This window comes from Streptomyces sp. NBC_00414, assembly GCF_036038375.1.
In the GTDB taxonomy this organism is placed as follows: Bacteria; Actinomycetota; Actinomycetes; order Streptomycetales; family Streptomycetaceae; genus Streptomyces.
Window position 1 is genome coordinate 7,555,272 of the sequence record NZ_CP107935.1, and the last position, 12,229, is coordinate 7,567,500.

At 71.6% G+C, this 12,229-nt stretch carries 9 protein-coding genes; 6 read left to right on the top strand and 3 right to left on the bottom strand.

Annotated elements, in window-relative coordinates; all coding sequences use genetic code 11:
• Positions 1 to 179: 179 nt before the first annotated feature.
• Positions 180 to 1,280: a serine hydrolase gene (locus OHS59_RS32825; RefSeq protein WP_328496972.1), complete on the top strand. Its 1,101-nt coding sequence runs from the start codon at positions 180 to 182 to the stop codon at positions 1,278 to 1,280.
• Here the strand turns inward: OHS59_RS32825 and OHS59_RS32830 are convergent.
• Complete coding sequence (locus OHS59_RS32830; protein WP_328496973.1) at positions 1,201 to 2,055, bottom strand: DUF4184 family protein; 855 nt, start codon at positions 2,053 to 2,055, stop codon at positions 1,201 to 1,203. The genes OHS59_RS32825 and OHS59_RS32830 overlap by 80 nt on opposite strands.
• A 366-nt stretch (positions 2,056 to 2,421) precedes the next feature.
• On the opposite strand from OHS59_RS32830, the gene OHS59_RS32835 reads away from it, so the two are divergent.
• The 3 genes from OHS59_RS32835 to OHS59_RS32845 all read left to right on the top strand — a co-directional run bounded on the left by OHS59_RS32835 (position 2,422) and on the right by OHS59_RS32845 (position 5,474).
• A complete protein-coding gene (locus OHS59_RS32835; protein ID WP_328496974.1) occupies positions 2,422 to 4,122 on the top strand; it encodes a lytic transglycosylase domain-containing protein in 1,701 nt (566 codons plus the stop codon).
• 190 nt (positions 4,123 to 4,312) lie between these two features.
• On the top strand, positions 4,313 to 4,447 hold the full coding sequence (locus OHS59_RS32840; protein WP_328496975.1) for an SPW_0924 family protein: 135 nt from the start codon (positions 4,313 to 4,315) through the stop codon (positions 4,445 to 4,447).
• Between the two features lie 34 nt (positions 4,448 to 4,481).
• Complete coding sequence (locus tag OHS59_RS32845) at positions 4,482 to 5,474, top strand: DUF3068 domain-containing protein (RefSeq protein ID WP_328496976.1); 993 nt, start codon at positions 4,482 to 4,484, stop codon at positions 5,472 to 5,474.
• A 7-nt stretch (positions 5,475 to 5,481) separates the two neighbouring features.
• Here the strand turns inward: OHS59_RS32845 and hrpB are convergent, their stop codons facing one another.
• Both hrpB and OHS59_RS32855 read right to left on the bottom strand, forming a co-directional pair.
• The gene (hrpB, locus tag OHS59_RS32850) at positions 5,482 to 8,052 is read right to left on the bottom strand and encodes an ATP-dependent helicase HrpB (protein WP_443061536.1); all 2,571 of its coding nucleotides are present in this window, start codon (positions 8,050 to 8,052) and stop codon (positions 5,482 to 5,484) included.
• A 70-nt stretch (positions 8,053 to 8,122) separates the two neighbouring features.
• The gene (locus tag OHS59_RS32855) at positions 8,123 to 8,977 is read right to left on the bottom strand and encodes a class I SAM-dependent methyltransferase (protein ID WP_328499446.1); all 855 of its coding nucleotides are present in this window, start codon (positions 8,975 to 8,977) and stop codon (positions 8,123 to 8,125) included.
• Positions 8,978 to 9,398: 421 nt separating this feature from the next.
• On the opposite strand from OHS59_RS32855, the gene rpsA reads away from it, so the two are divergent.
• Entirely contained in the window at positions 9,399 to 10,919 is a 1,521-nt protein-coding gene (gene rpsA, locus OHS59_RS32860; RefSeq protein ID WP_328496977.1) for a 30S ribosomal protein S1, read from the top strand.
• A gap of 362 nt (positions 10,920 to 11,281) precedes the next feature.
• Complete coding sequence (locus OHS59_RS32865; RefSeq protein WP_328496978.1) at positions 11,282 to 12,220, top strand: PAC2 family protein; 939 nt, start codon at positions 11,282 to 11,284, stop codon at positions 12,218 to 12,220.
• The last annotated feature ends 9 nt before the right edge of the window (positions 12,221 to 12,229 follow it).

The window sequence follows — 12,229 nt, forward strand, 5'->3', positions numbered from 1 at the left end:
ACCGGCCCGTACCCGGCAGGTCACCCAAACCCTCACTCACCCAGGGGCGCGGGGAACGGCGCACTCAGCCTCGACGGACCCGCACCCGGAGAAGCTCCCGCCCCAACGCCCGCAGGGGGTTTCACTCGCGTGGACCCCGACCAGGGGCCCCCGCGGGGGCGCGCAGCCAGGATGCGGGCATGGGTCCTCTCATAGGGAACACGCGGCGCACGCGCCACGTGCCGTACGTACGGCACTGCCGCACCGCACTCGTCGCAGCCCTCGCCTCCGCACTCCTCACCCCGGTCGCCGCGGTCTCCGCCAACGCCGCGAGCCCCAGATTCCCGGCCGGCGCCACGTTCGGCGGGTCCTGGCCGGCGGACGCCGCCAGCCACCGCTTCCTGCCCGCCGACCCGGACGCCCCCACAGACCCCGTCACCTGTCACGCCCCCCACGCCCCAAGCCTCGCCGCACGCCTGTCGCACGACATCCAGGCGGCGCTGTCGCACAGGAGCGGCACCGTCTCCGTGGCCGTGCGCGACGACCTGGGCCTGACCTGCGAGCTGGCCGGCGAGCGCCGGTACGACTCCGCGAGCGTCGCCAAGGTGCTGATCATGGAGGGGCTGCTGCGGCGCGCCGAGAAGCTGGGCCGGCGGCTCACCCGCTGGGAGACGGCGAACGTACGCCCCATGATCGTCAGCTCGGACAACGCGGCCGCCCGGCGCCTGTGGACCGCACAGGGCCACAGCTACCTGAACGGTTTCCTCGCCCGGGTCCGTACCCGCGCCACCGTCCTGGGCCCCGGCGGCTACTGGGGCCTCACCCGCACCACGGCCGCCGACCAGATGCGCCTGCTGGACGTCCTGACGAACACCCGCTCGTTCCTCCGCACCCGCGCCTACGGCCTCAAACTGCTTGCCGAGGTCCGCGCCGACCAGCGCTGGGGCGTCCCCGCGGGCATGCCGCGCGGCTTCAAGGCCCATGTCAAGAACGGCTGGCTGCCCCGCTCCACCCACGGCTGGCGCGTCCACAGCGTCGGCGCCTTCTCGGGCGAGGGCCGCACGTACCGGATCGTCGTCCTGACCCACGACAACCCCACGAAGGCGTACGGCGTCCGCACCATCGAACGCATAGCCCAGGTCGTCCACCGGGGCCTGTACCAGGGGCGCGGTCCGCGCCGCGCCCTCCCCCCGGAGATCCCGCAGACCCCGGAGACGACGGTCAGCGAGGAACCGGACGGCTCGGCTCCGTACGAGCCGCTGCCGGGGTGGGACGAACCGGAGCCGGGCGCCACACCCTGACCGCCACGGCGTACGCGGCGAGCCCGACGGCCAGCCCGGCCCCCGCCCCGAAACACACCGTGGGGATCAGCTCCCAGGGCTTGGCCCGCGACCCCCAGTACTCCCACCACCGGGTCGCCCGCTGGACGGCCGCCACCGTCGCGCAGCCGCCGATCAGAGCCCCCGCGAGCCAGCGGTCGCGCACCGACAGGACGGGCACCCCCGCCGGCTCGGCGTCGTGCTGCCGCCGCAGGGCCACCACCAGGAACGACACGATCACCACGGCCGCGAGCGCCGAACCGCCGTACTGCAGATACCAGTACAGGGGAGAGCCCGCGATCTCCCGCCCCAGGACGGGCAGGATCCGCATGCCCCACCGGTCGAGATGCGTGAACGCGTCCCACACGACGTGGGTGAGCGAGCCGACCACCGCGGACACGTACCACCACAGGGCGAGCGAGGCCTGCGGGCGGGCGCGCGGCGTACCGCAGCGAAGGAGGGCGCCGATGCTCCCCTGCCGGCCCCGGGGCAGCAGTGCCACCAGTGGTTCCCGCAGTACCAGCCAGGCGCCCACGAGCGCCCAGGCGACCAGGACGTCGAAGGTGAACACCCCGGTGAAGGAGTGCGTGAAGTCGCCGAACTCCATTGCCTCCGGCAGCACACTCGCCACGTAGTAGGTCATGTCGGGTGCGAACGAACCGGCCACGAGCACGGCAGGGACCAGTCGGCCCCGTCCGGACCCGTCGGCGCGCACCCCCGGCAGGACGGCCGCGGCATGGCTGAGAGTGAACGGCAACTGGGCTCCCCGCGAACGACGTTGACCGGATCCGACCGATCCGGTGGCACTCTGGACGGATCTGACGGCTCTGACGGATCTGTCGGTCTCCGGGACGGTCCTGGCCGTCCCTTGATCGATGACATCCAGTATGAGGGAACGGTTCCCGGCGATCCCGCATCCTCCACAGAGGTGCGGGGTAGGCGCGCGGGGGCCGGACAAACGGGATATGGCCAACCGGTGAAGACCGGGCGCGAACAGGTGTCTGCGCGGCAGAAGTTGTCGTAGGGTCGCCTGGGTCGCCGTATGGGGGGCATACGGCCGCACGACCGGACAGCAGGGGAACGCGCGAAGTACGGACGGACGTCCACGGGAGGGGTTCACGCAATGGCGGCGCAATTCGGCAGGCGGGTCGTCAAGGGGGCGGCAACCACGGCCGTGGCCGCTCTCGCGGTCGCGGCTCTGTCCGCATCCCAGGCCCCGGGCGTGACGGACACCTCGAAGGGCCGGCAGAACACCAACTCACAGCCCTCGCCCGATGTGAACGCCGACGACAGCGCGACCGGCAACTCGCCCTACTACACGGACCTTCCGCCGCTCAACAGCCCGACGCCGTCACCCAGCGCGAGCAGTGACACCCCCGGTGCCGCGGGTGACGCCGAAGCGGGCATACCCGCGACCGTCCTCGACGCCTACAAGAAGGCCGAGACGTCGCTGGCCGGGTCCAAGCCCGGGTGCAACCTCCCCTGGCAACTCCTCGCGGCCATCGGCAAGGTCGAGTCCGGCCAGGCCCGCGGCGGCAACGTGGACGCGAACGGCACCACGATCACCCCGATCCTCGGCCCCGTCCTGAACGGCGTCGGCTTCGCGCGGATCACCGACACCGACGGCGGCGCGTACGACGGGGACACCACCCACGACCGCGCGGTGGGCCCCATGCAGTTCATCCCCTCCACATGGGAATGGTCGGGCCGCGACGGCAACGGCGACGGCAAGAAGGACCCCAACAACATCTACGACGCGGCCCTCGCGGCCGGCCACTACCTGTGCCGGTTCAACTGGGACCTGTCCGACAGCGCCGACCTCAGGCGCGCCATCCTCAGCTACAACAACTCGACGGACTATCTGAACACCGTCCTGTCGTGGCTGGAGTACTACCGCAAGGGCACCCACGAGGTCCCGGACGGCACGGGCTCGCTGCCCTCCAACCGCAGCGACAACGGCACCGGCGGCGCGAGCCCCGGTCCGACGTCGCCGGCCTCGACACCGCCCCGCGGCCAGAACCCGGGCGGCGGCACCACGAGCCCGAAGCCGAAGCCGCCCACCACGACCCCGCCGGTCACGACGCCGCCCGCCACGACTCCGCCTCCCACGACGCCCCCGGCGCAGACGCCCACCGAGACGGTGGACCACCTGGAGGACGCGGGCACCGGGAAGCTCACCGCGACCGCGGGCGACACCTTCGCCGAGAAGATATCCGCCCGTACCGAGACCAAGGCCGGCAAGGCCGTCGCGAAGGTCCGGGTCCGGTTCACCATCACCGGCGACACCGACACGGTCTTCACCGGAGGCGAGAGCGTCGCGACCGTCGTCACCAACGCCTCCGGCGTGGCGACCGCGCCCGCGCTGAAGGCGGGCGAGAAGACCGGCGCCCTCAAGGTGCGCGCCACCGTCGTCGGCCGCACCCTCTCCGGCCTCGACTACACGGCGACGGTCACCGCCCGCCAGGCCGACGCCCTCGCCCGCACCGCCGACACCGCGCTGACCTGCGTCCCGGGCGGCGAGTTCGCCGACCAGGTCGAGGTGAAGGCCACGTACAAGGGCGCCGTCGCGGACGGTGTGGCCGCGACCGCCACGCTCATCAAGGCGGCGGACGACGCGACCGAGAACGACAAGGGCCCGTACTTCAAGGACGCGGACGACAAGGCGGTACGCACGCTCGCGGGCCTCAAGACGGGCGCGGACGGCCTGTTGAAGCTGCCGAAGCTGTACGCGGACGACACGGCCGGCACGTACCTGCTGCGGATCACCACGACCGGCGGCGCGACCCTGACCGTCGAGCTGAAGGTGGCGGCGGCGGCCTCCTAGCGCCCCGGACAGAACCCCGGACAAACCAGCGGCGCCCCCTCACCTTTCGGCGAGGGGGCGCCGCTGGTTGTGTGCGCAACGTGTTCTCATCTCGCCCGCCCGTTGCTACGGTGCCCGATCTGACGATGTATCAGCTCCACGTGTCGGTTCCGCTCCATGTACTCGGTTCCGCCTGTGCCGGGAGGCCCGCATGCGCGCCCTGATCGCCGCCGCGACCGGTCTCGCCCTCGCGTTCGCACTGGTCCTGCTCATCACGGTCATGGGGTCACCGGCGGGCGAGACGTCACCGAAACCGCTGCTCACCACCGTCCCCAGCCACCCGTGACGCACCCCCACAACGCACCGGGAGGGCCGCCGAGATGCGCCGCAAGGCCAGCCTGATCCTGCTCGCCCTCGCCGTGTTCTTCGCGGCGCTGTCCCCACTGCTGCGCTGGTACGCCTTCCCGCGCGTGGCCAAGGTCCCCGCGAACCAGTACCAGGACATGGTCCTGGAGGCGAAGGACGCGACCCTCCTCGACTACGGCACGATGACCGCCGAGAAGGTCGACAAGGTCACCGTCGTCCAGACCCTCAAGGGCAACGTCGAGGCCTCCGAGAAGATCGAGAGGAGCGCGAACCGCGACGTGGTGGTCTGGGACGGCCTCTCCTACGTCCAGGGCCCCGACGGGAAGATGGTCTCCCGGATCCCCGAGCGGTACATCTTCGACGCGCACACCCAGGAACCCGTCCACGCCACCGGGGAGAGCGTCGACGGCGACCCCGTCAGGCGCGAGGGCATCGAGTTCAAGTGGCCCTTCCTCACGGAGAAGAGGGACTACGAGTACTTCGACGCGCAGGCCCGGATCACCGAGCCCATCCACTACAAGGGCACCCAGGACTTCCGGGGCGTCGAGGTCTACTACTTCGAGCAGACCATCCCCTGGACCAAGGTGCCCTTCCCGAAGATCATGCCCGTCGAAGGCATCACCGCGGAGTCGGTCGCGAAGACGGGCACGACCCGCTGGTACACCACGGTCCGCAAGTTCTGGGTCGAACCCGTCACCGGCGCACCCGTCTACGGGGAGGAGATCCACCGGGAGGAGCTGCGCGGCGGCACCCTCCTCGGCGACCGCGACAAGGTGACCGCCTTCGCCGGACACGTGAAGATGCGCGAGGACTACATCCGCTCGACCGTCGACCTGGTCAAGTCCCAGCGGCTCCTCGTCGCGCTGATGTCCTCGTACCTGCCCTGGGGCTTCCTCGTCCTGGGGGTCGGACTCCTGGCGCTCTCCCTGTATCTGGAGGCCCGCGGCCGCCGCCCCGGCGACCCGTCGCCGACGGAGACCCGGGAGCCCGAACCCCTGAGCGCCTGAAGCGGGTTCAGCGCCGCAGACGCGCGTTCGTGTGCCGGGTCGGCCGCGCGCCCGCCGGGTCCTCGGGCCAGGGGTGCTTCGGATACCGCCCGCGCAACTCCGCCCGTACGCCCCGGTAGCCGTCCTTCCAGAAGGAGGCGAGGTCCGCGGTGACGGCGGCCGGGCGCCCCGCGGGCGACAGCAGATGCACCAGTACGGGCACTCCCGCGACCGTCGGCGACTCCTGCGCCCCGAACATCTCCTGCAGCTTCACCGCGAGCACCGGCCGCTCGGGATCCGCGTAGTCGATCCGGATCCTGGACCCGCTCGGCACCTCGAACCGCTCCGGTGCCAGCTCGTCGAACCGGCCCGCCTCCCCGGACGCCCACGGCAGCAGCCGGCCCAGCGCCTGCCCGGCGTCGATGCGTGCCAGATCGGCCCGCCGTCGCGCCCGGCCCAGCTCCGGTTCGAGCCACTCGTCCACGCGCGCGTGGAGCGCGTCGTCCGACACGTCGGGCCAGGGGGCTCCGACCTGGTGGTGCAGGAACCCGAGCCGCTGCCGCAGCACCTCGGCGTCCCGGGACCACCGCAACAGCCCGAACCCCTCCTCGGCCAGCCCTTCGACCAACGCCTCCCGTACGAGTCCACGGTCGGCGTCGCGCAACGGCCGCACCGCCAGCTCCACGGCCCCCAGCCGCCGGACCCGGCGCGCGACGACGTCCCCGCCGTCCCAGCGCACCTCGTCGCCCTCCGCGTACAGGGCTCCGGCCGCCTCGCGCGCGACCTCCTCGTCGATCACGGCCCCGAGCCGCACGCGTGCGTGCCCCGCGCCCAGCGGCCGGTCGGCGACCGCGACGGCGATCCAGGAGGCGTCCCGCAGCGCACTGCCCTCACCGGGCTCGGCCCGGGTCCCGGACACCATGAGAAACGACCCCCCTTGCTTCCGGGCAACCCGCTCAGGAAACGCAAGAGCGGCAACCAGCCCGGCAGCATGATCGTCCCCACCCCCCGCCCCGCCAGGGACGCGGGGAACTGCGCGCCCGGCCACGACCGATCCGCGGCCGTCGAGCGACCCGTCCGAGGCGGGCCGGCCGTCAGGCCGAACCGCGGACCGCAGCCGCCGAACCTCCGTCCGCCACCGCCCGGCATAGGCGTCACCCCCACGGCGGGCGGCCCGCAGACACGCGGCGAGGTCGTCGCCGTACTCACGCGGCGGCTCGTCGCTCAGCAGGGCGACCACCTCCGCGGCCCGCTCGGCCCCGAGGACCGCCCCCGCGTCCAGCAGCGCCCGCCCCAGCCGAGGATGCAGCCCGAGCCGGGACATCCGTACACCCCGATCGGTCGGACGTCCGTCGGCGCCCACCGCGCGGACGGCCTCCAGAACACCCCGGGCCGCCGCCATGGCCCCCGCCGGCGGCGGGTCCAGAAGAGACAGCCCCGAGGCGTCGGGATCGCCCCAGCAGGCCGCCTGGAGGGAGAACGCCGTGAGGTCGGCCACCTTGATCTCCGGCGCCGGGAAACGCGGCAGACGCCCGTCCTCCGCCTCCGCCCAGCACCGGTACACCGCCCCCGGAGCCTCGCGTCCCGCCCGCCCGGCCCGCTGCCTCCCGGCGGCCTGCGAGGCCCGTACGGTCGTCAGCGCGCTCAGGCCCCGCGCGTGGTCCACCCTCGGCTCGCGCGCCAGCCCGGAGTCCACGACCACCCGCACCCCCGGAACCGTCAGCGACGACTCGGCCACCGACGTGGCGAGGACCACCCGGCGCCGCGCACCGCCGGACAGCACCGCGTCCTGCACGGCGGTCGGCGCCCGCCCATGCACCTGGAGCACCTCGACGCCGCCGAGCCCGCCGAGCTGTCCGGCGACCCGCGCGATCTCCCCGACCCCGGGGAGGAAGCACAGGACATCCCCTTCGCGTTCGGAGAGCGCCCGCCGCACCACCGACGCCACATGTGTCAGCAACACCGGATCCACCCGCATCCCATGGGGCGGCCGCACAGGGCGCACGGGTGGCACCCACACCACCTCGACCGGGTGGGAGACGCCAGCCGCCTCGACCACCGGAACACCGCCGAAAAGCTGTGCCCAGCCCTCGGCGTCGGTCGTCGCCGAAGCGGCCACGAGCCGCAGCTCGGGGCGCAGGGCGGCCCGGACGTCCAGCAGGAACGCCGCCGCCGTGTCCGCGTCCAGATGCCGCTCGTGGCATTCGTCGAGCACGACCACGTCGACGCCCGCCAGTTCCGGGTCCCGCTGCAGCCGTTGCAGCAGCACCCCGGTCGTGACAACCTCCACGCGCGCGCGTGGCCCGACCACCCGCTCCCCGCGCACGGTGAACCCGACGCTCTCCCCGACCTTCTCGCCGAGCAGCCACGCCATCCGCCGCGCGGCGGCCCGAGCCGCGATCCGCCGCGGCTCGGCCACCACGACACGGCGGGCGGGCCCCTCGCCGACCAGGCCGGCCAGCACCAGCGGCACGAGGGTCGTCTTGCCCGTGCCGGGCGGCGCGACGAGCACCGCCGCGCCGTGGGCCTCCAGGGCGTCGCCCAGACCGGGCAGCGCACCGCGGACGGGCAGCAGGTCGAGGGCGTCGTAACGGATCACACGATCACATGCTCGGTACGGATCACACGCTCAGTCTCTCCCCCGGCCTCCGGCCGGGGGTGCCAACCGTCTAGCTTCGCTCGCACACGAAGATCGCCGTGCCCGGGATCAGGTTGCCCCGCAGCGGGGACCAGCCGCCCCATTCCTGGGTGTTCCAGGCGGGCCACTGGGGCTCGACCACGTCGACCAGCCGGAAACCGCCCGCCACCACGTCCCGGACGCGGTCGCCTACCGTCCTGTGGTGCTCGACGTACACCGCGTTCCCGTCCTCGTCCTGCTCCACGTACGGCGTGCGGTCGAAGTAGGAGGAGGCCACGGTCAGCCCGTCGGGTCCCGGCTCGTCGGGGAAGGCCCAGCGGACCGGATGCGTGACGGAGAAGACGAACCGGCCGCCCGGCCGCAGCACCCGGCGTACCTCCCGCAGGACCCGCACGGGCTCGGCGACGAAGGGCAGCGCCCCGTACGCGGAGCACGCGAGGTCGAAGGAGCCGTCCGCGAAGGGCAGCGCCGTGGCGTCCGCCTCCACGAGCCGGACACTGTCGGCGCCGATCCGCAGCGCGTGCTGCAGCTGCCGGTGCGAGAGGTCCAGGGCGACCGGACGGGCACCCTGGGCGGCCAGCCAGCGAGAGCACTGGGCGGCCCCCGCACCGATCTCCAGGACGTCCTTCCCCTTCAGCTCCTCCATCGGGCCGAGCAGCTCGGCCTCGATCTCGTCGAGGCCCTCCGGGCACCACACGAAACGGTCGTCGCCGAGGAACGTGCCGTGCTCGACCTGGTAGTCGTCCGCGTTCCGGTCCCACCAGCCGCGATTGGCACGGGAACTCTCGGAGCCCCCGGCAGCCCGGCGGGTCGCCTCGGGCTCGGTCGCCTCTGTCGCCCCGGGCTCGGACGGTTCGGACCGGGACGGTTCGCGCTCTTGGATGATCGGCTCCCTCGTATTAACCTGCGGTCACTTCCGTGCGATCCGTCGCGGCGGCGGTCACGAAAGTGGCACCACAGAATCCACGTGAACTCGTGGCGTTGCCGGATGTACGGCTGCCGCCACGTGGGTCTTGTGCCGGGTATGCGGCGATCCGCCCCGGGTGTGCGCCTTCGCGCATTGACCCTGTCCGGCTGCCCCCGTATGCTACAAGTTGCGCTGCGGGCCTGCGCTCCTCAGACGTAGCAGGCTGCGCTCGCATCTGTCGTATGTCCCCTCGGTTTTCGAGGCGCCACCGGCGAGTGTTCTCATCGAACACGGCCCGGATTCGGCGCTTCCTTGGCTGTCCGGCCTTCTTCAGAGCGAAACGGGCTCCCGGCGTAAGCAGTACCTACGACTCACTGTCCGTACCGGAGCCCTTTCCCACATGACGAGCAGCACCGAGACCACCTCTACCACGCCGCAGGTAGCGGTCAACGACATCGGTAACGAGGAAGCCTTCCTCGCCGCGATCGACGAGACGATCAAGTACTTCAACGACGGCGACATCGTCGACGGCGTTATCGTGAAGGTCGACCGGGACGAGGTCCTGCTCGACATCGGTTACAAGACCGAAGGTGTCATCCCGAGCCGCGAGCTCTCGATCAAGCACGACGTCGACCCGAACGAGGTCGTCAAGGTCGGCGACGAGATCGAAGCCCTTGTTCTCCAGAAGGAGGACAAGGAAGGCCGCCTGATCCTCTCGAAGAAGCGCGCCCAGTACGAGCGCGCCTGGGGCACCATCGAGAAGATCAAGGAAGAGGACGGCATCGTCACCGGCACCGTCATCGAGGTCGTCAAGGGTGGACTCATCCTCGACATCGGCCTCCGTGGCTTCCTGCCGGCTTCTCTCGTCGAGATGCGCCGTGTCCGCGACCTCCAGCCCTACGTGGGCAAGGAGCTCGAAGCCAAGATCATCGAGCTGGACAAGAACCGCAACAACGTGGTCCTGTCCCGCCGTGCCTGGCTGGAGCAGACCCAGTCCGAGGTCCGCCAGACGTTCCTCACCACCCTGCAGAAGGGTCAGGTCCGCTCCGGCGTCGTCTCTTCGATCGTCAACTTCGGTGCGTTCGTGGACCTGGGCGGCGTCGACGGTCTGGTGCACGTCTCGGAGCTTTCCTGGAAGCACATCGACCACCCCTCCGAGGTTGTCGAGGTCGGCCAGGAAGTCACCGTCGAGGTCCTCGACGTGGACATGGACCGCGAGCGTGTCTCCCTGTCGCTGAAGGCGACGCAGGAAGACCCGTGGCAGCAGTTCGCCCGCACCCACCAGATCGGCCAGGTCGTGCCCGGAAAGGTCACGAAGCTGGTTCCGTTCGGTGCGTTCGTCCGCGTGGACGAGGGCATCGAGGGTCTGGTGCACATCTCCGAGCTGGCCGAGCGCCACGTGGAGATCCCGGAGCAGGTCGTCCAGGTCAACGACGAGATCTTCGTCAAGGTCATCGACATCGACCTTGAGCGCCGTCGCATCAGCCTCTCGCTGAAGCAGGCCAACGAGGCCTTCGGTGCCGACCCGGCCACGGTCGACTTCGACCCGACGCTGTACGGCATGGCCGCGTCGTACGACGACCAGGGCAACTACATCTACCCCGAGGGCTTCGACCCGGAGACCAACGACTGGCTCGAAGGCTTCGAGTCCCAGCGTGAGGTGTGGGAGACCCAGTACGCCGAGGCGCAGACGCGCTTCGAGCAGCACCAGGCTCAGGTCATCAAGTCCCGCGAGGCGGACGCCCAGGCCGAGGCCGAGGGCGTCACCACCCCGGGTGCGGCTCCGGCCGCCTCCGGTGGCAGCGGTGGCGGTGGCGGCGGCGGTTCGTACTCCTCGGAGTCGGACGACAACTCCGGCGCCCTGGCGTCGGACGAGGCCCTGGCGGCTCTGCGCGAGAAGCTCGCCGGCGGCCAGAGCTGACAGCTCACCGCCAGCGGTAGCTAGCTGGTAATCGCGGGCCCGCACCCTCTTGGGTGCGGGCCCGCGGTGCGTCCACCCTCGGCCTCGCGACCGGTGCCGTACCTCCGTGCCGCCGCGTTCCCGCGTCGCGGCGTCCCTGCGCCGCCGTCTTGCTGTGCCGCAGCGTCCCTGTGCCGTCGTACGCAGCGTCCCTGTGCCGTCGTACCTCGAAGTCGCTCACCGGCCCGTCGGTTCGACCGCTCACCGGGAGCGGCCGATTCATGGTTGGCCGGCCCAGCAAGGATGAGCGAAGGGGCGGCAACCGGGAATGCCCGTGTCCTGGCCCGTGTTGTCGAATACGAACACGAGGAGGAGCGGTCACAGTGCTTGATCCGCAGGGTTTGTACGCATGGGAGCCGAAGGGCCTGGCCGTGGTCGACGTGGCACTGGCCCAGGAGTCGGCCGGTCTTGTCATGCTCTACCACTTCGACGGATACATCGACGCGGGCGAGACCGGCGACCAGATCGTCGACCGGGTGCTTGACTCACTGCCCCATCAGGTCGTGGCCCGCTTCGACCACGACCGGCTCGTGGACTACCGGGCCCGCCGCCCGCTGCTGACGTTCAAGCGCGACCGCTGGGCCGACTACGAGGAGCCCACGCTGGACGTGCGGCTCGTCCAGGACGCCACCGGCGCGCCCTTCCTGCTGCTCTCCGGACCCGAACCGGACGTGGAGTGGGAGCGCTTCGCCGCGGCCGTCCAGCAGATCGTCGAGCGCCTCGGCGTGCGGCTGTCGGTGAACTTCCACGGCATCCCCATGGGCGTCCCGCACACCCGCCCCGTGGGCCTCACCCCGCACGGCAACCGGACGGACCTCGTCCCCGGCCACCGCAGCCCCTTCGACGAGGCCCAGGTGCCCGGCAGCGCCGAGGCACTGGTCGAGTACCGCCTCATGGAGGCCGGACACGACGTCCTCGGGGTCGCCGCGCACGTGCCGCACTACATCGCCCGCTCCCCGTACCCGGACGCCGCGCTGACGGTCATGGAGTCGATCACCGCCGCGACCGGACTGGTCCTGCCGGGCATCGCCCACGGGCTGCGCACCGAGGCGCACCGCACGCAGACGGAGATCGACCGGCAGATCCAGGAGGGCGACGAGGAACTGGTCGCCCTGGTCCAGGGACTTGAGCACCAGTACGACGCCGCCGCGGGCGCGGAGACGCGGGGCAACATGCTCGCCGAGCCGGTGGACATTCCGTCCGCGGACGAGATCGGCATGGAGTTCGAGAAGTTCCTCGCCGAGCGGGAAGGTGATGCGTAGCTCGCTCTC